Origin of the sequence: Sphingomonas sp. (genome assembly GCF_039595165.1) — a bacterium.
Taxonomy (GTDB): domain Bacteria; phylum Pseudomonadota; class Alphaproteobacteria; order Sphingomonadales; family Sphingomonadaceae; genus Sphingomonas.
The window spans coordinates 12,250-33,644 of the sequence record NZ_JBCNMA010000030.1 but is presented as its reverse complement, the minus strand read 5'-3'; the positions used below and the strand labels follow the sequence as shown (position 1 = coordinate 33,644).

The following is a 21,395-nucleotide window of genomic DNA, read 5'->3' as shown; positions in this document are numbered from 1 at the left end:
GGTACGGGTCGTCGAACAGGCCGATGGTTTCCTCGCTCGGGGAGCACCCAGCCGCGCGCCGCGTAGAGATCGGGCGCTTCGGGGAAATGGCGCGCGATCACCGCGGCGGCATCCTGCTTGAGCTCGGCCGCGTCGGTGCGCGCGAAGGGCGTGGGCGCTGAGACGAGGTAGGTGCCGAATCCGATGCCAGGCGCCTTCTCGAGCGCCGCGAGGTGAGCGCGCGCGGCGTCCTCGACGGTCAGGCGGCGGTTGAGGAACTCGTTGGCCTTGAGGTTCACCCCCGGCGGGTGGCTGTGCGTGTCGTCGTCCTCGGGGAAGAAGCGGCCAGTGCGCAGGACGATGCCGCTCAGGCCATGCTCGGCATGGAACAGGCGGCAGAGCTGCTCGGCGGCGTATTTGGTGGCGCCGTAGATGTTGCGCGGCTCGATCGGCCCCGAATCCTCGTCGAGCCATACCGCGGCGTCGCCCGCCTCGTCGCGGATCGCCTGGCTGATCATCAGCGAGGTGGTCGAGGTGAACACGAAACGGTCGTGCCCGGCGCGCGCCGCGGCCTCGAGCAGGTTGAGCGTGCCCGTGACGTTGACGTCGACGAAGGCCTGCTTGGGATAGCGGGCGATGTCGGGCTTGTGCAACGCGCCGCCGTGGATGACGGCCTCGATGCCGTGCTCGCCGAACACGCGCGCGATCAGCTCGGCATCGGCAACGGTGCCGATCACGCCGGTGTCGGCGCCCGGTGCGACATCGAGGCCGGTGACGATATGGCCGGCGTCACGCAGCAAGGGCGCGAGATAGCGGCCGAGCCAGCCGGAGGAGCCTGTCAGAAGGATACGCATGGCGGCGCGACTAGCGCGTCCCGGCGCAAGGCGAAAGTGCCAGAGGGCCTGTAAGCCGGGTTCTGTCCACGCGGCCCTTTCGCGCGCGATGGGCGGCCATTCCTCTAGGCCGGCACTTGCGTGCAGGCTCAAGCAATCAACCCGGGCCGCGAGGCGGAACTCCCCATGTGCGGCCCCTATTCGATCTTGCTCCCGGTGGGGTTTGCCGTGCCGCTTCCGTTGCCGGTCGCGCGGTGCGCTCTTGCCGCACCCTTTCACCCTTGCCCTCAGTCCGAAGACCAGCGGGCGGTCTGCTCTCTGTGGCACTTTCCCTGACCCCGGCCGAAGCCGGAACCGCCGGGCGTTACCCGGCACCGTGTTCCCGTGGAGCCCGGACTTTCCTCCCCCGTGCAAGCACGGCGGCGGCCGCCCGGCCCTCTGGCGCGGCCGAGATAGGGGGAAAATGGCCGGGGTGCAAATCGGGCGCCGCACCGGTCGTGCGTTCCTGGAAGAAGAAGGAAGATGTTCACGCGAAGGCGCGAAGACGCGAAGAGGTGGCACTGCCGCGTCAGCGGCTTTCATTTTCCCGCTCGTTCCGCTTGGCGCAACGTTGGCGAATTCGGGCGCTTCGCGCTGGGTGCAACCTCTTCGCGTCTTCGCGCCTTCGTGTGAACACCCCTTCTACTTCCCCTTGATCCGCGCCGGCAGGCGATAGCGGGCGTCGTCGATCGCGACCTCGATCGCGTCCTTGTCGATCACCGAGACGGTCGCCTGGCGCGCGCCGTCGGCGGCAACCACCCCACGGCCGTCAGTGGTGACGCGCAGGCGGTGGAAACCGCCATCGGGCTGGTGGATCGTCAGGATCAGCCCGTCCTGGGTGCGCGCGCGGTCGATCGTGCAGTTGGTGGTGAATTGCTGCGCGTCGCCGATCGCACAGGGGATGCGCCCCTCCGCTTCGGCACGCGCCAGTTCGGACTTGGCGCGCTGGGCGCGCTCGGCGTCGGTCTCGACCTTGCTTCCGCAGGCGGCGAGCGACAGCAACGCCGCCCCCCCCAGGACTTCAGATATCCGCGTAGACATGTTTCTCGGACTTGGCCCCCGGATGCGTCACCGCACCCTTATAGGCCGGCCCGACATTCTGCGCATAGCGCCAGAGTGCCCCGGATTGATACGCATTCTCGCGCGGTTGCCAGCGCGCGCGGCGCTCGGCGAGCACGTCCTCGGCGACGTCGAGGTCGATCGTCCCCGCCTCGGCATCGATGCGGACGATGTCGCCGTCCTCGACCAGCGCGATCGGCCCGCCCTCGGCCGCCTCGGGCCCGACATGGCCGATGCAGAAGCCGCGCGTCGCGCCGGAGAAGCGCCCGTCGGTGATCAGCGCGACCTTCTCGCCCATGCCGAGGCCATAGAGCGCCGCGGTCGTCGACAGCATCTCGCGCATGCCGGGGCCGCCCTTCGGTCCCTCGTAGCGAATGATGACGACTTCGCCCTCCCGGATCTCGCGCTTCTCGACCGCCTCGAACGCTTCCTCCTCGCAGTCGAAGCAGCGCGCCGGCCCCTCGAACTGCAGGCGATGCATGCCCGCGACCTTCACGATCGCGCCGTTGGGCGCCAGGCTGCCGCGCAGCCCGACCACGCCGCCGGTGGGGGTGAGCGGCGCCTTGACGTCGTAGATCACCTTCTGGTCGGGGTTCCACGTCACCTGGTCGATATTCTCGCCCAGCGTCCTGCCGGTCACCGTCAGGCAGTTGCCGTCGAGCAAATCGTTGGCGAGCAGCGTCTTCATCAGCATGTAGACACCGCCCGCCTCGTACATGTCCTTGGCGACATACTTACCACCAGGTTTCAAGTCGGCGATGTAAGGCGTTGATTTGAATATCTCCGCGACGTCGAACAAGTCGAAGTCGATCCCCGCCTCGCTGGCCATTGCGGGCAAGTGCAGCGCGCCGTTGGTCGACCCCCCGGTCGCCGCGACGATGCGCGCGGCGTTGATGAAGGCTTCACGGGTGCAGATGTCGCGCGGGCGGATGTTGCGCTCGAGCAGCTCCATCACCTGATAGCCCGCGGCGACCGCGATCTGCTCGCGGCTGGTATAAGGCGCGGGGACCATGTTGCTGTTGGGCAGCGAAAGCCCGATCGCCTCGCCGACGCAGGCCATGGTGTTCGCGGTATATTGCCCGCCGCATGCGCCATGGCCGGGGCATGCGACCTTCTCGAGCGCATGGACCTCGCTGATCGGGCAGGTGCCGGCGGCGAACTTGCCGACCACCTCGAACACGTCGACCACGGTGACGTCGCGGTCCTGGTAGCGGCCGGGCAGGATCGATCCGCCATAGACGAAGATCGACGGGATATTGAGGCGGAGCATCGCCATCATCATGCCCGGCAGCGACTTGTCGCAGCCGGCGAAGCCGACCAGCGCGTCGTAGCAATGGCCGCGCACCGACAGCTCGACCGAATCCGCGATCACCTCGCGGCTGACGAGCGAGGACTTCATCCCCTGATGGCCCATGGCGATGCCGTCGGTGACGGTGATGGTGTTGAAGCGGCGCGGCATGCCGCCATTGTCGATCACGCCCTTGCGCGCGGCATCGGCCTGCGCGTCGAGCGTGGTGTTGCACGGCGCGCTGTCATTGCCCGCGCTGGCGAGCGCGACGAAGGGCTTGGCGATGTCCTCTTCGGGAATCCCCATGGCGTAGTAATAGCTGCGGTGCGGGGCGCGCTCGGGGCCGACGGAGACGTGGCGCGAGGGCAGGCGGGACTTGTCGAAACGATTGGTCATGGCGCGAACGCCTATGTCGCCCGGGACCCCGTTCGCGCAAGAGAGTTGCGCACGTCTTTTACTATTCCCGCCAATAGCTGCGCCCAATGCGTCACCCCCGCCGGGTCGGCGATGAGGTCGTTGCGAATCTCGATGCCGAGATAGGGGATGCCGTTGCCCTCGGCATGGCGGTTCATGGTCGCGTTGAGCAGGCGGCCCGAATAGGGCTCGTTGTCGCCGGTGACGACGCCTGCGGCCTCCAACAGGGCAATGCCGATCCGCGCCGCCCGCGCGTCACGGTTGTAGAGGATGCCGATCTCCCACGGGCGTGCCGGGCCATCATGCTGCTCGAGTCGCGGCGTGAAGCTGTGGACCGAGACGAGCAGCTTGGGGCGGCGGGCGCGAATCGTGTCGGCGATCGTGCGGTGATAGGGGGCATGGAAGCGGGCGATGCGGGCGGCGCGATCGGCGGTGCCGTTGCCGGGGATGGCATGGCCGTCGCTGATATGCGGGATCAGCCCGGCGCTGTCGGGCTCGCGGTTGAGATCGATCACCAGGCGCGAGACGGTGGCGAGGATCGCGGGCGCGCCGAGCTGCGCGGCGAGCGCCTCGCTCACCGCGCCGGCGCCGATGTCGATCGCGATATGCCTGGTCAGCAGTGCCGGCGCGATGCCGAGCTCGATGTCGGCAGGCACCGCGTTGGAGGCGTGATCGCAGAGGATCAGCAGGTCGGCGGCGCCGTCGATCACATGCGCAGCGCTCATCTTTTCCCCTCCAGAAAGTCGCCGAGGCGGTCGCGGAACGCGTCCGAACCGAAGGCGTCGTCGAATAGCTGCACGTGTCCGGCGCCGGCAGGATCCCGGAGTGCCGCCTTCAGCGCATGGACCGCCCACGGGACGTTGGCGGCGATGGCGTTGGCGAGCTCGTGCGCCATCGGCTGGGCGTGCGCGACGCGGCGATGCGCGAGACCGATACGTGCCGCCTCGTCGGCATCGATGCGCGCGCCGGTGAACAGCATCAGCGCTGCCTGCCCCTCGCCCACCCGCGACTTGAGCCGGGCCACGTCGCTCGCGGGATAGGTCAGGCCGAGCTTGGCCGGGGTCGTGGCGAACACCGCCTCGTCGCCCGCGACGACGATGTCGCACGCCAGCGTCAGCGCGACCGCGGCGCCGAAGCAGCCGCCGTCGATCGCGGCGATCAGCGGCATCGGCAACGCCGCGACGGCTTCGATCGCGGCCGCCATCGCCTCGCGGAAGCGGATGCGCAGGGCCGGTTGCTCGACCAGCTCGCGGAATTCGGCGAGATCGGCGCCGGCCGAGAAGACGCCCGGCATCGCCGAGCGCAGGATCACCGCGCGGGCATCCGAAGCCGCGATAGCGCGCGCGGCCTCGGCGAGCGCCTCCCAGCCGGCGATCGGGATCGCGTTGCGCGCGCCGCCTCGGTCGAGGGTGAGGATCGCGAGATGATCATGGAGTTGCCAGCCGATCATTGCCGAGCTCGCCGGCGAGGATAGCGCCCGCCCGCCGAAGCGAGCGGGGGCCATCCACGGACGTTTCGCTCCCGGCGCCTGGCCCGCGAAGCGGAACCAGCAAGTCTCGAGCCAATTGGGCTCGCCCAGCGCAAGCCGGGCCGCTGCCTGACGGTCGGTGCTGAAATGGGACAAACAACTGTCACGACAGCACCGTTTCGAGACACCACCAGCCGGGTTGCGCCGCCCGCACCGCACTCGCGGCCGACGCACGCGCCTCGAGATCATCGAACAGCGCGAAGCAGGTCGCGCCCGATCCCGACATGCGCGCGAGCGTCACGCCCGGCTGCGCGCGGAGCAGCGCCAGCGCGTCGCCGATCACGGGGGCGATCGCCAGTGCGGGCGGCTCGAGGTCGTTGCGCCCCGCTCGCGCGATCGCCAGCGCTTCGCCCTCGCCCAGCGCGCCGCGATCCGCGCCGTCCCAGCGGCGGAACACCTCGGCGGTCGAGACTGCCACGCCGGGATTGACCAGCAGCACCGGCGTGCCGGGCGCCCCGGCGACGGAAACGAGTTGCTCGCCGCGCCCGCTACCGCGCGCGGTGCGGCTGTAGAGGCAGGCGGGCACATCCGAGCCCAGCGCATCGGCGCAATCGAACAGCCGCGGATCGTCGAGCGCGACGCCGTGATGGCGCGCGAGCAGCCGCAGCGTCGCACCGGCATCGGCCGAACCCCCGCCGAGGCCCGAGGCGACCGGCAGCCGCTTGGTCAGCGTGATACGGCCCGGCACGGGCAGACCGAACGTCTCCGCGAAGCGTGCGGCGGCGCGGGTGACGAGATTGTCGCCCTCGCCAAGCAGCGCCGCGGCGAAGGGGCCGTTGACCGCGAACCCCTGCCCTTCGCCCAGCGCCACCGTGTCGCCGTCCGCGACGAAGGCGAACAGCGTCTCGAGCTCGTGATAGCCGTCGTCGCGCCGCCGCCGCACATGCAGCGCGAGGTTGAGCTTGGCCGGCGCTGGCTCGGTCGGAGTCAGTTTGCCGCGGTCCGCTGGCCGATGCCGTCGGCGAGCTTGGCCGACAGCCGCGTCTTCTGCTCGCCCTCCGCATAGAGCGCGGCGGCGCGCCAGGCGTAGCGCGCCTCGTAGCGCCGTCCGGTCCGCCAATAAGCGTCGCCGAGATGCTCGTTGATCGTCGCGCTGCCCGGCTCGTTCTGCGCAGCCTTTTCGAGCAGCGGCAGCGCCTTGGCGATGTCGCCCTGGCGGAAATAGGCCCAGCCGAGCGAATCGGTGATCGCCGCATCGTCGGGCCGCAGCTTGCTCGCGCGTTCGAGCAGCGCGGTCGCCTCGGCGAGGTTCACGCCGCGCTCGATCTGCGCATAGCCGAGATAGTTGAGCGCGACCGCCTGCTCGGGCGCAAGTTCGACCGCCTTGCGCAGGTGCGGCAGGGCCTCGTCCCACCGCCCCGCACGCTCGAGCGCGCCGCCGAGCTGAAGGTGCTGGATCCAGGTCGCATTGCCGCCCGACTGGGCGAGCGCGCGGGCATAGACCTCGGCCGCCTCGGCCTCGCGCCCCTGCCCGGAGAGCAGGTCGGCGTAGCGCTGCAGATCGGCCAGACCGGCCCCCGACTCCCTGGCGAGCGTCGCGGCGAGCGCGAGCGCGCCGGCATCGTCGCCCTGCTTGTCGCGCAGCCCCACGCGCTCGGTCAGCGCGGCGGGATAGAAGGGGCTGTTCTTCTTGACGGCGTCGAGCGCGGCCTGCGCCCGCTCATAGGCCTGCTCGCCCGCCAGCGCGTCGGCGAGCAGCAGCCGCGCGCGATCGTCGCCGGGATCGAGCATCAGCGCCGACCGGGTGAGCAGGATCGACAAGGTCTGAGTCTCCTGCCCGGCGAGGTCGGAGGCGAGCCGGGTGAAGGCGCGGCTGGCGCCGAACGCCGCGCCGGGCTTGGGCCCCTTCTTCAAGCGCGCGCGCAGCCCCGAAAGCGCGGGATCGTCGCCGGCGAGCAGCGACAGTGCGGTATCGCGCCGGCCCTTCGCCGCAAGCAGGGTCGCCGCGTTCCAGCGCAGGTCGATGCTCCCCGGATCGGCGCCGACCGCCGCGCGCAGCGCCGCGACGCCGTCCTCGATCCGGTCCGAGGCGATCAGCAGAAGTGCCCGATGCTCGGCGGTGTAGCGGCGGCTGAGCCCGCTCTCGCCGGCCTGGTCGAGGATCGCGAAAGGATCGCCGCCGCGCTCATAGGCGAGCCAGGCACGCAGCACCGGAGCGATGAAATCGAGCGGGCCCGCGCCGATCCCGCCCAGCGCGTCGTCGGCCGCCTCCGGCTTGCGCGTACGCAGCGCCTCGGCGAAGTCCAGGATCGCGACGTCGGCGGGCGCGACGCCCGAGCGCTTGAGCACCGCCGCGGCGCGTTGAGCGAGCGCGATGTCGCCGGCGGCCAGCGCGTTGCGATAGGCGCGGATCGCGACCACCTCGTCATCGGGGGCAGCCGTCATCACCGCGGCATAGCCCGCCGCCGCCACGCCCACCGCGCCGTCCTCGGCTGCGGCGCGCGCGCGGACATAGTCGCGCGCGTCGGCCCAGGCCGCACCCGGCATGGCGAGCGCGATCGCCGCGAGCGGAACGGTCAGGCGCCTACATGTTGGGATAATTCGGTCCTCCGCCGCCTTCGGGCACCACCCAGTTGATGTTCTGCGTGGGGTCCTTGATGTCGCACGTCTTGCAGTGGACGCAGTTCTGCGCGTTGATCACGAACTTCGGCGTCCCTTCCGCCTCGCCCACGATCTCGTAGACGCCCGCCGGGCAATAGCGCTGCGCGGGCTCGTCATAAAGGGGCAGATCGTATTCGACCGGAATATCCGGGTCCTTGAGCGTCAGGTGGATCGGCTGGTCCTCCTCGTGGTTGGTGTTCGACAGGAACACCGAGGAGAGCCGGTCGAAGGTCAGCACGCCGTCGGGCTTGGGATAGTCGATCGGCTTGACCAGGTCCTTGCGCCACAGGCTCTCGTGATCGGGCTTGTGGCCCATGGTGAAGGGCATCCTGACGCCCCAGCTCTCGAGGAACATGGTGACGTTGGCGAGGCCCGAGCCGACCAAGTCGCCGAACTTCTTCACCAGCGGCGCGACGTTGCGGACGATGCTCAATTCCTTGTACATCCAGCTGGCGCGGAACGCCTGCGTGTAGGCGGTGAGCTCGTCGCCCGAGCGCTCCGCCTGCACCGCCGCGAACGCCGCCTCGGCGGCGAGCATGCCGCTCTTCATCGCGGTGTGGGTGCCCTTGATCCGCGGCACGTTGAGGAAGCCCGCGCTGTCGCCGATCAGCACGCCGCCGGGGAAGGTCAGCTTGGGGATCGCCTGCAGCCCGCCGTCGCTGATCGCGCGCGCGCCATAGGAGACGCGCTTGCCGCCCTTCAGGATCTCGGCGATCGCCGGATGCGTCTTCCAGCGCTGCATCTCCTGGAACGGCGAGAGATAGGGATTGGTGTAGTTGAGCCAGGTGACGAAGCCCAGCGCCACCTGCCCATTGGCCTGGTGGTAGAGGAAGCCGCCGCCGTTCGAGCCCTGCGTCTCGTTGAGCGGCCAGCCCTGGGTGTGGATCACGCGGCCGGGCACGTGGTTCCCGGGATCGATGTCCCACAATTCCTTGACGCCGAGGCCGTAGATCTGCGGCTCGACGCCCTCGCACAGCCCGAACTGGCGCTGGAGCTGCTTGGACAGATGCCCGCGCACGCCCTCGCCGAAGAAGGTGTAGCGCGCGTGGAGCTCGAGCCCGGGCTGATAGTCGGGCTTGTGCGTGCCGTCGCGCGCGACGCCCATGTCGCCGGTGGCGACGCCCTTCACCGAGCCGTCCTCGTTGTACAGGATCTCGGCGGCGGCGAAGCCCGGGAAGATCTCCACCCCCAGCCCCTCGGCCTGCTCGGCGAGCCAGCGGCAGAGATTGCCGAGGCTGCCGGTATAGGTGCCCTCATTGTGCATGAAGCTCGGCACGATGAAGTGCGGGACGTTCCACTTGCCCTTTTTCGAGAGCAGCCAATGCTGGTTGTCGGTCACCGGCACCTGCGCCAGCGGACAGCCCTGCTCGCGCCACTCGGGCAGCAGCTCGTCGAGCGCCTTGGGATCGATCACCGCGCCCGACAGGATGTGCGCGCCGACCTCCGATCCCTTTTCGAGGATGCACACGCTGATCTCGCCGCCGGCCTCCGCGGCAAGCTGCTTCAACCGGATCGCCGCGGCAAGGCCGGCGGGCCCCGCGCCGACGATCACGACGTCATATGGCATCGACTCGCGTTCGCTCACTTTTCGTCTCCCCTGGCGGGCGCCTCTTCACGGGTCATCGCACGCGCGGCGCGTCCTGTCCCTCCCCCGATGACGGTAGATTGACGGTGGCGTCAAGGCATGACTCTGTGAAACGCATGGGCTTTGTGGGGGCTTCAGACTGGCGCGCCGAGGCAGCCAGCGCACTGGAATGGTGGCGCGACGCGGGCGTGGACATGCTCGTGGACGAGGCGCCGCGCGACTGGACCGCGCGCGAGGCGGCGCCTGCCGCTACGGCGCGCGCGGATCAGCCCGCGGCACTCGCCGAACCCGAGCCCGAAGCCCCCCTCCCCGCGACGCTCGAGGCGTTCATCGACTGGCGCTTCGGCAGCGGCGCGCCCGAGGCGAGCTGGGGCGAGCCGATCGTCGCACCGAGCGGGAATCCCGCCGCGCCGCTGATGGTGATCACCGACCTGCCCGAGTTCGAGGGCGACACGCCGGGCCTGCTCGGCGGCCCCGCGGGCCGGCTGTTCGACCGCATGCTCGCCGCGATCGGGCTCGACCGCGACTCCGTCTATTTCGCCCCGCTCTGCGCCGCGCGCCCGATCACCGGTCAGGTGCCGCGCGAGGCCGAGGCACGGCTCGGCGAACTGGCCCGGCACCACATCGCGCTCGCCGCGCCGCAGAGGCTGCTGCTGCTCGGCCAGACGGTGAGCCGTGCGGTTGTCGGGGCCGAAGCCGGGCTGCAGCGCGGTCGTTTACAAGCCGTTAACCAAGAAAATGGACAATCGCTCGTGGTCGCGACCTTCCATCCGCGGTTCTTGCTGACCAAGCCCGCGGCCAAGGCCGACGCCTGGAAAGACCTTCAGTTGCTTCTTGGGGGGCAAAAGTGAACCCGCGTACCCTGCTTGCCGCCACCGCCATCGCCCTGGCGCTTCCCACCGCAGCCCATGCCGCCGACGAAAAGGCGGCCGAGCGCTTCGAGAAGCGCGAGGGCAGCGACGGCGTCCCCGCCCAGCTCGAGCGCTCCGAACGCGAAGCCTATCGTTCGGTGTTCACCGCGATCCGCGAGCAGCGCTGGGCCGATGCGCAGCTCCGCCTCGACGCGATGCGCCCGGGCCTGCTCCACGCCACGGCGCGCGCGGAACTCTATCTCGCCAAGGGCTCGCCCCGCGTCGAGCTGCCGCAGCTGCTCACGCTGCTGAGCGAAGCGCCCGAGCTGCCCCAGGCCGAGCAGATCGCCCGCCTCGCCCGGACGCGCGGCGCGACCGAGCTGCCCGAGCTGCCCGTGGCGCAGCGCATGATCTGGTACGACGCGCCCCCGGCGCGCATCCGCCACCGCTCCACTCCGGCCGCCGACTCCGCGGCGATGCGGCTGGTGCTGGAGATGCAGCCGCTGATCAAGGCCGACGACGCGGTCAATGCCGAGACGCTGCTCGAATCGCGCGCCGCCGAGCTCGCGCCCGAGGTGCTGACCGAATGGCGCCAGCGTGTCGCCTGGATGTACTACACCACCGGCCGCGACGGCGATGCGCGCCGCGTCGCCGCCAAGGCGCAGACCGGCGTCGGCGAGTTCGCCGCAGTCGCCGACTGGGTTCAGGGCCTCGCGGCGTGGCGGCAAAAGGATTGCGCCGCGGCGCAGGCCGCGTTCACCTCGGTCGCGCAGCGCGCCGGGGATACCGAGAAGCGCACCGCCGGCCTCTACTGGGCCTCGCGCGCCGACATGGCGTGCGGCCGCCCCGACCTCGTCAGCGTTCGCCTCAAGAGCGCGGCGCAGCATGGCGAGACCTTCTACGGCCTGCTCGCACGCCAGGCGCTGGGCATGAAGGAAGTGCCGGTGCGCACCGAGAAGTTCGTCTCGGCCGACTGGAAGGCGATCGAGCGCCGCCCCAATGTCCGCGTCGCCGCTGCGCTGGTCGAGATCGGCGAGGACAATCTCGCCGCCGAGGCGATCAAGCAGCAGGCCAGGATCGGCGACGCGCGCGAGCATGCCGCGCTCACCCGCCTCGCCGGCCGCCTCGGGCTGCCCGCGATCCAGCTGTGGCTGACTCACAATTGCCCACCCGGCGCGCGCCCGGTCGAGGAAGCGCGCTACCCCGCGCCCGACTGGACCCCCGATGGCGGCTGGCGCATCGACAAGTCGCTGGTGTTCGCTCACACGCTCCAGGAATCGCGTTTCAATCGCACCGTGCAGAGCCCGGCCGGGGCCTTCGGCCTGATGCAGATCATGCCCGCCGCCGCGACCGACATCGCGCGCAAGCGAGGCTTCGTGATCGACCGCAGCAACCTCGCTCGCCCCTCGACCAACATGGAAGTGGGCCAGTCCTATATCGAGCAGTTGCGCGACCAGCCCTTCACCGGGGGGCTGCTGCCCAAGGTGATCGCCGCCTATAATGCCGGGCCGACCCCGGTGACCAACTGGAACTACCAGATCCGCGACAATGGCGACCCGCTGCTCTACATCGAGAGCATTCCCTATTGGGAGACGCGCGGCTACGTCATGACCGTGCTGCGCAACTATTGGATGTACGAGAAGAACGACGGCCGCGACAGCGCGAGCCGTGCGGCGATCGCGCAGGGGCTATGGCCCAAGGTGCCGGGCCGGGACGGCGGCGGCGCAGTGCGCATGCAGGCCTCGGCGGCGAGCGTGGCGAGCACCATCGGTGCCAATTGACCTTGAAGCCGCGTTCCGCCCGGTGCGGATCGCGGTGCTCACCGTCTCCGACACGCGCACGCACGCGAATGACAAGTCTGGGGATGCGCTGGTCGAGTTGTTGACCGCAGCCGGCCACGAACTCGCCGATCGTGCGATCGTGGCCGACGATCCCGAGCTCATCGTCGGCAAGCTCCACGCCTGGATCGACGACGAGTCGGTCGACTGCGTGATCACCACCGGCGGCACCGGCGTCACCGGCCGCGACGTCACGCCCGAGGCGCTGGAGCGGGTCGCCGACAAGATGATCCCCGGCTTCGGCGAGCTGTTCCGCTGGATGAGCTATGCCAAGATCGGCACTTCGACGATCCAGTCGCGCGCCACCGCCTGCGTCGCGCGCGGCACCTATGTCTTCGCGCTGCCCGGCTCGACCGGCGCGGTGCGCGACGGGTGGGACGGCATCCTCGCCCACCAGCTCGACAGCCGCCACAAGCCCTGCAATTTCGTCGAGCTGATGCCGCGCCTCACCGAGCGCTGATCACTTCGCCTCCGCCGCGTTCCACGCCGCGACCTTGGCCCGCACCTCGCCCAGTATCGCGTCCAGCGCGGCGCGGTCGTACACCTTGCCGTTCATCACGACCGCCCTGATCGCGCGCGTCGCGGCGATATCCTCGAGCGGGTTGCGATCGAGCAGCACCAGATCCGCCGCCATCCCCGGCCGGATCGCGCCATAGCGGTCGAGCTTGCCGAACCAGGCGGGCCCTGCCCGCGTCGCCGCCGCCAGGGCCTGCGCCGGGGTCAGTCCGTATTTCACGAGCACCGAGAGCTCGTCGTGCAGCCCGATGCCGGGATAGTTGAAGGAGTTGAGGAAGCCCGCATCGGTCCCGGCGATGATCGTCACGCCCGCCTGCTGCAGCATCGGCAGGATCGCCCCCATCCGGTCGATATGCGCGTGGCGCGCGGCGATCGCCGCGGCATCGGCGTGCGCCGCGCGCTCGACGCGCCAGTCATAGGTCTTGCGCAGCCCGGGCCCGATATAGGCGAGATAGGCGTCCTTCGAATGATCCTCGCGGTCGAGCCACGCGATGATGCGGCTGCCGTTGAGCGTCGGCGTCACGAACACACCCTTGGCCGCGAAATTCCTGTACGCCGCCATCGCCGTCGCCGGGTCGAACCCCGCCTGCAGCCGCCGGTTCGCCTCGACGCGATCGATCCGGCCCGCGGCAAAGTCCGCCGCGATCCGCGCCTCGTCCTTCACGCCGGCCTTGAACGCATAGTCGAGATGCTCGATCGAGCTGATCCCGGCATCGACCGCCTGCCCGACGGTCAGCGCCATCGGGATGTGCCCCGACGTGCGCATGCCCCGCGCCCTGGCCTGGCGCAGCGCATGGAGGAACAGCTCGGGCTTGAGCGTGCTGTCGGTGATCTTGACGAAATCGACCTTGTCGCGCTGCTGCAGCCGGTCCAGCGCTTGGTCGACATCGGCTTCACTCCCGGTTTCGATCGTGCCCTTCCACACCGGCGCCAGGCCTTCGATCTTGGCGCCGGAGGTGAGCAGGTGCGGCCCGAACAAGCTGCCGTTCGCGATCTCGCCTCGCCATGCCAGCACCTGATCAGGCAGATCGCCCGATGCGTCGCGGATCGTGGTGACGCCGTGCGCGACATAGAGCGGCAGCAGCGCCCTGTTCTCCTCGATCAGCGCCGGCCCGCCGCCGAAATGGACATGCATGTCCCACAACCCGGGGACCAGAAAGCGGCGGCGTCCGTCGATCGAGCGCGTCGCGCGCCACGCCCGCGCGATTCGCGCGTCGGGGCCGACCGCGACGATGTCCTTGCCGCGCAGCACCACCGCCTGCCCCGCGACCGGCCGCGCACGCTCGACGTCGATCACCGTGACGTTGCGGATCATCACGTCCGCACTCGCCTGCTTGCCCAGAGCGGGCGCGGCATAGGCGGTCAGCAGGACAGCCAAAGCGGTGAGCAGCGTCTTCATCACAGTCTCTCCGGGCGGTCCAGCAGCCCCTCCAGCATCGCCCTGAACGCCGGGATCACGCGCCGCGAGGTCTCGGCCGGGTCGGCCGAATTGGCGATCCACAGCGCGGCATCGGTCGAGGAGCCGGTGATCATCCGCGCCGCCGCCTCGGCATCGAGATCGGCGCGGATCACCCCATCGGCCTGGAGCCGCTCGATATTGCCGCGGATCGACGCGATGCAGGCGAGCGCGCTCGGCCAATTGGCGGGATCGCCGAGTACCGCAGGCCCGTCGCGCAGCATGATGCGCTGCACGTCGGGCTCCAGCGCGAGCTCGATATAGCCGATATTCTCCTGCACCAGCCCCTCCCAGCGCGTCGGCGCCGCCGCGGCGACCGCGGCGAGGCGCTCGGCCATTTCGCCGTCGATCTGCTCGATCACGGCTTCGAGCAGGCCCTGCTTGCCTCCGAAATGGTGGTAGAGCGCGCCACGGGTCAGACCCGCGGCGGCGGTGAGATCATCCATCGACGCCTCGGCATAGCCGTGCGCGGCAAAGGCCTGGCGCGCCGCGGCGATCAGCTTGGCGCGGGTCTCGGCGATCATCTCGGGGCGCGATCTGCGCGACATCCATGTCCTCGAATTTTTTCGCGGGCGCCGCATTGACATACATCGCGTATGTCACCACTTCACTCGCATACGGAGTGTATGTAAGCCATGACGGCCTGCATTTCTAGAGAGGAAAGGCTCGACACATGTTCGGCACCTATCGCGAGATTTTCCGCGCGCCCGGAACCAAGGGATTCGCCGCCGCCGGCTTCGTCGCGCGCCTGCCGATCGCAATGGCGCCGATCGGAATCGTCACGATGCTCGCCCAGTCGGGCAGAGGCTATTGGCTCGCCGGTGCGGTCGCCGCGACCTTCACGCTGGCCAATGCCTTCGCCGCGCCGCAGATCTCACGGCTGGTCGACCGACACGGCCAGAGCCGGCTGCTGGTGCCGACCACCGCCGTCGCGGTCGTCGCCTTCGCGCTGCTCATGCTCGCGGCGCATCTCGACTGGCCCGCCTGGACGCTGTTCGCCACGGCGTTCGCCGCCGCCGCGATGCCGAGCATGCCGGCGATGGTCCGCGCCCGCTGGACCGAAATCTTCCGCGACAAGCCCGAGCTCAACACCGCCTTCGCGTTCGAATCGGTCGCCGATGAACTCGTCTATATCGCCGGCGCCTCGCTCTCGGTGGGCCTCAGCGTCGCGCTGTTCCCCGAGGCGGGGGTACTCGTCTCGACCTTGCTGCTCGCACTCGGCATGACCGCCTTCGTGCTCCAGCGCGCGACCGAGCCCAAGGTGCGGGCGAGCGAGGCCGTGGCGCATCGCCCGGCGATCCTGCTGCGCCCGGTGCAGCTCGTCACGCTGGCGCTGGTGTTCGTCGGCTCGATCTTCGCGACCGCCGAGGTCACCACCGTCGCACTCACCCGCGATCTCGGCCAGCCCGGCGCGGCAAGTCTGGTGATCGGTGTCTATGCGCTCGGCTCGTTCGTGGTCGGGCTGATCATGGGCGCGCTCAACCTGCGCTTCCCGCTGCACCGCCAGCTGCTGGCCGTCCTCGCCGTGCTGCTGCTCACCACCTTGCCCCTGCTGCTGGTGAGCAACGTCACCGCGCTCGCCTTCGCGATCTTCGTGAGCGGCGTGGCGGTATCGCCGACCTTCATCACCGCCTTCAGCCTGGTCGAGCGCCGCGTTCCGCCCGAAGTGCTGACCGAGGGCGTGACCTGGGTGATGACCGGGATCGGCATCGGCATGGCGCTAGGCGCGTTCGTCGCCGGCTGGGTGGTCGACAGTTTCGGCGCGCAGAACGGCTTCTGGGCCTCGGTCGGCGGAGCGGTGCTGGCGCTGCTGGTCGTCGCGCTCGGCCAGCGCGCGCTCGGCGGCGAGCGCGAGGCCGGCGAAGCGGCGGCCAGCCCCGCCTAGCGCCCCGCCCGCATCGCCGCCACCGCCTGGCGCTCGGGCTCGCTCATCCGCTGCTCGAGCGCCGCCATCGCACGCGGGGCGTTGGCGTGGCCGAGCTTCGCCGCCTCGCGCAGCCAGGCCCAGCCGCGCGGCACGTCCTTCGCGCCGCCCTCGCCCCGCGCCATCATCGCGCCAAGGTTGAACATCCCATCGCGGTCGCCCTGCTTCGCCGCGGTCTCGAACCATTTGCGCGCGGTGGCGTCGTCCTTGGCGAGTTCCTTCCCCTCGTAGAAATAGGTGCCGATCGCCACTTGCGCGGCGGGATTTCCGAGCAGCGCCGCGCCCTTGTAGAGCACGATCGCGCGCTTGGGATCGGGCGCGGTCTCCTCGCCCAGGTCATAGGCGCGCGCCAGCGCATAGAGCGCGCCCGGATGCTCGGCCCTGGCCGCTGCCTTGTACCAGGTGAAGGCCGCCTTCTTGTCCTGCGCCACCCCCTCGTCGCCGTCGTAGAGCAGCTCGGCCAGCGCGAACTGGGCGGTGGCGTGCCCGAACTGCGCCCCCTTGCGGTACCAGTTGGCCGCCTGCCTGGCGTTGCGCGGCATGCCGGTGCCGCTGAAATAGAGGTCGCCCATCGCCTTGGCCGCGGCGATATGGCCGACGTCATAGGCGCGCTGATACCATTTGCGCGCTTCGGCGGGGTTGCGCGGTATCGGCCCGAAGCCGCGGCGGTAGATGTTGCCGAGCATCACCGCCGCCTCGCCCACCGCGGTGTTCATCTCGGGCTGGGCGGGGTCGAAGATCGGCATGTCGCGAGTCGCGTTGAACGGCATGGTCGCCGCCTTTTTGAGCCACTCGACCCCCTTGGCCGGATCCGACTGCGCCCCGAGGCCCTGCAGATAGAGCTTGCCGACGAACAAGGCCGCCTCATCGCCACCGCTCTCATAGGGCAGCTTGCGCTCCGCCTTCTGGAACCATTCAAGCGACTCGGCATAGCGGCCCTGATCGAACAGCGCGAAAGCCATCGGCAGCGTCTCGTCCCTGCCCGCGATCGTCGCGCGGCCGCCGGCGTCAACCGAGCTGCCGCGGCTGTACGTCGAGCGGCAGGCGGAGCGCGCCGAGTCGATGCTCATGCCCGTATTGACCGCACTCGGATCCGCGACGGATGATTCCTCGTTCGCTGCGGCTACCGCCGCCGTCACGTCCTCGAATTCGACCGCCGGGCCCTCCTCGGAATAGACTCGATCGGCGCCGAAGCGCGCTCTGCCGAGATCGGGCAAGGGCGATCCCGCCGCCACGCGCGGCGGCGCGCTATAGTCGGGATTGCGCGGCATGCGCGTCGGCAGCAGCACCGGCGGGCCCAGCAGGTCGCCTCCGGCCGCACGGACCGCGGCGAGCTGCGCACGAAAGAACGGGTCGCGGGCGAGCATCTCGCAGGTGGCGGACTTGGGCGCTTCCGCGGCCGGGCGGCGGCGGCCGATGACGGTGGCATCGTCGGTGGAGGAGGAGACCGGCGCTTGCGGCGCCGCGGTCTGCGCCGTGGCGCCGAATGGAAAACCGGTCAGCAACAGCGCGGCGATCGCGCCCATCTTCCTCGTGGTCGTCACGGCGCAGCTCTCCCCATTCGCGCATATTCGTCCAGGCATCATCGACGTGCTGGGAGACTGCACGATCAATAATCTGATTTATAGGTCTTAATTGCGAGTGGATGATTGCGGGCTGCTAGCCGCACCATTGGAGCGCTGCGCCGAGCAGCACGTCCGGGCCGACGCTCTGCCACAGCCACCAGCCGCCCGCGAGCAGCAGCGCGAGCGCGAGCAGGCCCAGCGCCTTCATGCCGCAGCCTCGCGCAGCCGCGGCACCGGCCGGTCGGGGATCGGCATATGGACGAGCGCGGCCATGAAGCCGAGTGCGACCGACGCCACCCAGATGCTGTCGTAGCTTCCGGTCAAGTCGAACATCAGCCCCGCCAGCCACGCCCCGAAGAAGCTGCCGACCTGATGGCTCAGGAAGACGATGCCGTAGAGCGTGGAGAGATAGCGGATGCCGAAGATCTGCCCGATCAGCCCGCTGGTGAGCGGCACCGTGCCGAGCCACAGGAATCCCATCGCCGCGGCGAAGGCGAGCGCGGTGAACGGGGTGAGCGGCAGCGCGAGGAACGCGATCATCACCACGCTGCGCGCGGCATAGAGCGTGCTCAGCAGGTATTTCTTGCTGCGCTTGTCGCCCCACACGCCGAACAGGTACGAACCGAAGATGTTGAACAGCCCGACCAGCGCGAGCGCGTTGGCGCCGATCGACAGCCCGAGTCCCTTGTCGGTGAGATAGGCCGGGAAATGAGTCGCGATGAACGCGATGTGGAAGCCGCAGACGAAGAAGCCGGCGTTGAGCAGCCAGAAACCGCGATGCCCCGCCGCCTCACGCAGTGCCTCTTGAAGCGATTGGGTCGGCGCATCGCCCGTGGCGGCCTCTACCGCCGGTTTGCCCGCGACGCCGATTGCCAGCACCAGCATCACCGCGACGATGCCGGCCATCGCGACCAATGCCAGCCGCCAGCCGAGCTCGCCGATCAGCAGCTGCCCGGTCGGCACGAGCAGGAATTGGCCGAGCGAGCCGCCCGCGGTGACGATGCCGAACGCCATGCTGCGCTTCTCGGCCGGCACCGTGCGCCCGACCGCGCCGAGCACGACGACGAAAGTGGTCGCCGACAGCGCCATCCCGACCAGCACGCCGAACGAAAGGTGCAACCCGATCGCGTTGGTCGCGAGCGACGCGCCCACCAGGCCGGCGATATAGACGAGCGTACCTATCGCCACCACGCGACCCGCGCCATGCTTGTCGCCGAGCGCGCCGACGAAGGGCTGGACCAGGCCGAACAGTAAATTCTGGAGCGCCAGCGCGAGGCCGAAGCTCGACCGCCCGATGCCGAGCCCCGCGCTCATGTCGGGAAGGAACAGGCCGAACGCCTGGCGCACCCCCATCGCGATGGTGACGATGATCGCGGCGGCGGCAATGACGATCGATGCGCGCTTCATTGACGTCCCCTTGTCAGCGGCTAGCCGCCTATATCGTGCGCGCGGCGCGGCATTTCATCACCCTTTCCGTTGTGAAACGAAATCTTTCCAAGCGATGCGCGCTGGTGCAGCTTGCCTCGGCGACATTGGGGGAGGAACACATGCACAGTCAGATTCTCGGACCGGTGATCACGCTGGTCGGGTGGTCGCTCATCATGTGGATATGGCTCTACGCGCGGCGGATCCCGGCGATGAAGGCGGCGAAGATCGACATCGGCAAGCTCACCGGCGGCACCGGATCGGACCTGAAGCAGGTGATCCCGGCGAAGAGCCAGTGGCCGGCGGACAATTACAATCACCTGATGGAGCAGCCGACCCTGTTCTACGCGATCTGCCTGACGCTCGCGGCGATGGGCGAGGGCGACAATCTCAACGCGATGATCGCCTGGGCCTATGTGGCGCTACGCATCGCGCACAGCGTCGTGCAGGCGACGGTCAACCGAATCATCGTGCGCTTCACGCTGTTCGCGCTGGCGACGATCCCGCTGATCATGCTCACCGTCCATGCCGCTACGGCGTTCTGGGGCGTGAGCTCGCACTGAGTTCCGGCCATCACCCCAGCGAAAGCTGGGGTGGCGGGTCAGGCGAACAGCCGCGACAGGCTGCGTTCGAGCATCATCAGCTGCCACAGCGTCCGCCCGTGCTCGGCGCGGCCGCTGCGGTGCTCCTCGGCGAGGCGCGCGATCGCCCTGGGCTCGAACCAGCCGCTCCCCGCGAGCACCGCCGAGCGCGACAGCGCCGCCGCCTCGTCGGCCAGCGCCTTGCGGAACCACGCCGAGACCGGCGTCACGAACCCCATCTTGGGACGATAGAGGATGTCCTTGGGCAGCCACGGCTCGAGCGCCTTCTTCATCAGCCACTTGCCCTGCCCGCCCCGGATGCGCAGCGATGCCGGCAAGGTCGCGGCGAACTCGACGAAGCGATAGTCGAGCAACGGCTCACGCGCCTCGAGGCTGACGGCCATGCTGGTGCGATCCATCTTGGTCAGGATGTCGCCGGGCAGCCAATGCTTGAAATCGGCATATTGCGCGCGATCGAGCCCGTCGCGCGCAGGCGCCGAGCGCATCGTCTCGACATAGCGGTTCTCGGCACGATGCCCGCCAAGCTGCCCGCGCGCGGCATCGGTGTAGAGCCCCATGCGCACCGCCGGGGTGGTCACTCCCACCGCCTTGGCATAGGCCGCCCCGCTATCCTCGGCGAGCGCGAGCAACGTGGTCTTCGCCCGCAGCGGCCGCGGCGCCCAGTCGGCCTTGGGATAGACCGCCCCGAGCGCGCCGAACACGCCCTGCCGCACCGATGCCGGCAGCAGCCCGCGCACCCGTTCCTCGGCGGCGTGGAACTTGTAGCGGCGGTATCCGGCCAGCGCCTCGTCCGCGCCGTCGCCCGACAGCGCCACCGTCACCGTCTCGCGCGCCAGCTCGCACACGCGATAGGTCGCCAGTGCGGAGGCATCCGCAAAGGGCTCGTCGAAATGATGGACGAGCGTGTCGATCAGCTGGAAATCGTCCGCCGCGACGGTGCGCGTGCGATGCTCGGTGCGGAAGCGCTCGGCGATCGCGCGGGCATAAACGCGCTCGTCATGGCCGGTCTCGTCGAAGCCGATCGTGCAGGTCTTGACCGCGTTGCGGCTCGCCTCGGCCATCAGCGCGACCACCGCGCTCGAATCCACCCCGCCCGACAGGAACGCGCCGAGCGGCACGTCGGCGATCATCCGCGAGCGCACCGCGGCGCGCATGTGCTCGACCAGCTCGGCCTCGAGGTCGCGCGCCGATCCCTTGGCGCGCTTGGAGAAGTCGACATCCCACCATTCGGTCGGGGCCGGCACCCGCCTGCCGCGCTCGAGCAGCAGACAATGCCCCGCCGGCAGCTTCTTCACCCCGGCCAGCACCGACGCGTCGTCGGGCACGTAGCCAAGCCCCAGGAAATCCTCGACCGCCGCGAAATCAGGTTGCCGCCGGAGCAGCGGATGCGCCAGCAACCCCTTGATCTCCGATGCGAATGCCACCGCGCCGTCGGACAGCTCGACATAGTGGAGCGGCTTCACCCCGAGCCGGTCGCGCGCCAGCAGCAGCGACTGTTTCCGCGCGTCGTACAGCGCGATCGCGAACATGCCGTTGAGCTTGCCGAGCATCCCCGGCCCCCAGGCGCGCCAGCCGTGCAGCAGCACTTCGGTGTCGCTGTTGCTCAGGAACCTGGCGCCCTTCGCTTCCAGCTCGGCGCGGACCTCCCGGAAATTGTAGATCTCGCCATTGTAGCTGACGATCACGTCGCCCTCGGGCGTCGCCATCGGCTGGGCGCCGCCGGCGAGGTCGATGATCGAGAGGCGGCGATGCCCCAGCCCCACCCCCGGCGCGGTCCACACGCCCGACCCGTCGGGGCCGCGATGCGCGAGCGCGTCGGCCATCGCCCTCACGCGCGCCGGATCGACCGGCTTGGGCACGCCCGGATAGTAGAGCCCCGCAATCCCGCACAT

Annotated in this window: 18 protein-coding genes and 1 other RNA gene; 5 read left to right on the top strand and 14 right to left on the bottom strand. The window is 69.6% G+C overall.

Going from position 1 to position 21,395, the window contains the following annotated elements:
* From ABDV68_RS07880 to ABDV68_RS07840, 9 genes are all read right to left on the bottom strand, one after another.
* The coding region (locus tag ABDV68_RS07880; protein ID WP_343519249.1) for an NAD(P)-dependent oxidoreductase at positions 1-833 on the bottom strand (833 nt) is incomplete at its 3' end.
* Positions 834-868: 35 nt separating this feature from the next.
* Positions 869-1,254: RNase P RNA component class A (rnpB, locus tag ABDV68_RS07875), an RNA gene on the bottom strand.
* A gap of 239 nt (positions 1,255-1,493) precedes the next feature.
* Positions 1,494-1,853, bottom strand: coding sequence for a hypothetical protein (locus ABDV68_RS07870; RefSeq protein ID WP_343519248.1), 360 nt, complete (start codon positions 1,851-1,853; stop codon positions 1,494-1,496).
* Positions 1,854-1,872: 19 nt separating this feature from the next.
* On the bottom strand, positions 1,873-3,594 hold the full coding sequence (gene ilvD / locus ABDV68_RS07865; protein WP_343519247.1) for a dihydroxy-acid dehydratase: 1,722 nt from the start codon (positions 3,592-3,594) through the stop codon (positions 1,873-1,875).
* A gap of 11 nt (positions 3,595-3,605) precedes the next feature.
* The gene (locus ABDV68_RS07860; RefSeq protein ID WP_343519246.1) at positions 3,606-4,337 is read right to left on the bottom strand and encodes an N-formylglutamate amidohydrolase; all 732 of its coding nucleotides are present in this window, start codon (positions 4,335-4,337) and stop codon (positions 3,606-3,608) included.
* Complete coding sequence (locus ABDV68_RS07855; protein WP_343519245.1) at positions 4,334-5,062, bottom strand: enoyl-CoA hydratase/isomerase family protein; 729 nt, start codon at positions 5,060-5,062, stop codon at positions 4,334-4,336. Before ABDV68_RS07855 ends, ABDV68_RS07860 begins: the two co-directional genes overlap by 4 nt.
* Positions 5,063-5,243: 181 nt before the next feature.
* Positions 5,244-6,071, bottom strand: a complete 828-nt coding sequence (locus tag ABDV68_RS07850; protein ID WP_343519250.1) for a 4-(cytidine 5'-diphospho)-2-C-methyl-D-erythritol kinase — start codon at positions 6,069-6,071, stop codon at positions 5,244-5,246.
* Positions 6,068-7,627 (bottom strand): tetratricopeptide repeat protein, encoded by a 1,560-nt coding sequence (locus tag ABDV68_RS07845; RefSeq protein ID WP_343519244.1) that lies wholly within the window; start codon positions 7,625-7,627, stop codon positions 6,068-6,070. Before ABDV68_RS07845 ends, ABDV68_RS07850 begins: the two co-directional genes overlap by 4 nt.
* Positions 7,628-7,664: 37 nt before the next feature.
* Positions 7,665-9,326: an electron transfer flavoprotein-ubiquinone oxidoreductase gene (locus ABDV68_RS07840; protein ID WP_343519242.1), complete on the bottom strand. Its 1,662-nt coding sequence runs from the start codon at positions 9,324-9,326 to the stop codon at positions 7,665-7,667.
* A gap of 116 nt (positions 9,327-9,442) precedes the next feature.
* Between ABDV68_RS07840 and ABDV68_RS07835 the strand changes: the two genes are divergently transcribed.
* The 3 genes from ABDV68_RS07835 to moaB are packed head-to-tail and all read left to right on the top strand — an operon-like array spanning position 9,443 to position 12,475.
* Positions 9,443-10,177 (top strand): uracil-DNA glycosylase, encoded by a 735-nt coding sequence (locus tag ABDV68_RS07835; protein ID WP_343519241.1) that lies wholly within the window; start codon positions 9,443-9,445, stop codon positions 10,175-10,177.
* Positions 10,174-11,958, top strand: coding sequence for a lytic transglycosylase domain-containing protein (locus ABDV68_RS07830; protein WP_343519239.1), 1,785 nt, complete (start codon positions 10,174-10,176; stop codon positions 11,956-11,958). The genes ABDV68_RS07835 and ABDV68_RS07830 overlap by 4 nt, the downstream gene beginning before the upstream one ends.
* Positions 11,948-12,475 carry a molybdenum cofactor biosynthesis protein B gene (moaB, locus tag ABDV68_RS07825; RefSeq protein WP_343519238.1) on the top strand — a complete coding sequence of 176 codons (528 nt, stop codon included), beginning with the start codon at positions 11,948-11,950 and terminating at the stop codon, positions 12,473-12,475. The genes ABDV68_RS07830 and moaB overlap by 11 nt, the downstream gene beginning before the upstream one ends.
* On the opposite strand, the gene ABDV68_RS07820 is transcribed toward moaB, so the two are convergent.
* Both ABDV68_RS07820 and ABDV68_RS07815 read right to left on the bottom strand, forming a co-directional pair.
* Positions 12,476-13,930 carry an amidohydrolase family protein gene (locus ABDV68_RS07820; protein ID WP_343519237.1) on the bottom strand — a complete coding sequence of 485 codons (1,455 nt, stop codon included), beginning with the start codon at positions 13,928-13,930 and terminating at the stop codon, positions 12,476-12,478.
* Complete coding sequence (locus tag ABDV68_RS07815) at positions 13,930-14,535, bottom strand: TetR/AcrR family transcriptional regulator (protein WP_343519236.1); 606 nt, start codon at positions 14,533-14,535, stop codon at positions 13,930-13,932. The genes ABDV68_RS07820 and ABDV68_RS07815 overlap by 1 nt, the downstream gene beginning before the upstream one ends.
* 125 nt (positions 14,536-14,660) lie before the next feature.
* Between ABDV68_RS07815 and ABDV68_RS07810 the strand changes: the two genes are divergently transcribed.
* Complete coding sequence (locus ABDV68_RS07810) at positions 14,661-15,872, top strand: MFS transporter (protein WP_343519234.1); 1,212 nt, start codon at positions 14,661-14,663, stop codon at positions 15,870-15,872.
* Here the strand turns inward: ABDV68_RS07810 and ABDV68_RS07805 are convergent.
* Positions 15,869-17,455, bottom strand: a complete 1,587-nt coding sequence (locus ABDV68_RS07805) for an SEL1-like repeat protein (protein ID WP_343519233.1) — start codon at positions 17,453-17,455, stop codon at positions 15,869-15,871. The two genes, ABDV68_RS07810 and ABDV68_RS07805, sit on opposite strands and share 4 nt — an antisense overlap.
* A 225-nt stretch (positions 17,456-17,680) precedes the next feature.
* A complete protein-coding gene (locus ABDV68_RS07800) occupies positions 17,681-18,883 on the bottom strand; it encodes an MFS transporter (RefSeq protein WP_343519232.1) in 1,203 nt (400 codons plus the stop codon).
* A gap of 140 nt (positions 18,884-19,023) precedes the next feature.
* On the opposite strand from ABDV68_RS07800, the gene ABDV68_RS07795 reads away from it, so the two are divergent.
* Positions 19,024-19,464 (top strand): MAPEG family protein, encoded by a 441-nt coding sequence (locus ABDV68_RS07795; RefSeq protein WP_343519231.1) that lies wholly within the window; start codon positions 19,024-19,026, stop codon positions 19,462-19,464.
* Positions 19,465-19,502: 38 nt separating this feature from the next.
* Here ABDV68_RS07795 and ABDV68_RS07790 read toward each other — a convergent pair whose 3' ends face one another.
* Positions 19,503-21,395, bottom strand: coding sequence for an XrtA/PEP-CTERM system amidotransferase (locus tag ABDV68_RS07790; RefSeq protein WP_343519230.1), 1,893 nt, complete (start codon positions 21,393-21,395; stop codon positions 19,503-19,505).

Excerpts from the sequence above, each read along its gene's own strand:
- ABDV68_RS07795 (WP_343519231.1), top strand. The coding sequence starts at position 19,024 with ATGCACAGTCAGATTCTCGGACCGGTGATCACGCTGGTCGGGTGGTCG.
- ABDV68_RS07820 (WP_343519237.1), bottom strand. The coding sequence starts at position 13,930 with ATGAAGACGCTGCTCACCGCTTTGGCTGTCCTGCTGACCGCCTATGCC.
- ABDV68_RS07810 (WP_343519234.1), top strand. The coding sequence starts at position 14,661 with ATGTTCGGCACCTATCGCGAGATTTTCCGCGCGCCCGGAACCAAGGGA.
- ABDV68_RS07845 (WP_343519244.1), bottom strand. The coding sequence starts at position 7,627 with ATGCCGGGTGCGGCCTGGGCCGACGCGCGCGACTATGTCCGCGCGCGC.
- ABDV68_RS07860 (WP_343519246.1), bottom strand. The coding sequence starts at position 4,337 with ATGAGCGCTGCGCATGTGATCGACGGCGCCGCCGACCTGCTGATCCTC.
- ABDV68_RS07855 (WP_343519245.1), bottom strand. The coding sequence starts at position 5,062 with ATGATCGGCTGGCAACTCCATGATCATCTCGCGATCCTCACCCTCGAC.
- ABDV68_RS07815 (WP_343519236.1), bottom strand. The coding sequence starts at position 14,535 with ATGTCGCGCAGATCGCGCCCCGAGATGATCGCCGAGACCCGCGCCAAG.
- ABDV68_RS07835 (WP_343519241.1), top strand. The coding sequence starts at position 9,443 with ATGGGCTTTGTGGGGGCTTCAGACTGGCGCGCCGAGGCAGCCAGCGCA.
- ilvD (WP_343519247.1), bottom strand. The coding sequence starts at position 3,594 with ATGACCAATCGTTTCGACAAGTCCCGCCTGCCCTCGCGCCACGTCTCC.
- ABDV68_RS07790 (WP_343519230.1), bottom strand. The coding sequence starts at position 21,395 with ATGTGCGGGATTGCGGGGCTCTACTATCCGGGCGTGCCCAAGCCGGTC.
- ABDV68_RS07800 (WP_343519232.1), bottom strand. The coding sequence starts at position 18,883 with ATGAAGCGCGCATCGATCGTCATTGCCGCCGCCGCGATCATCGTCACC.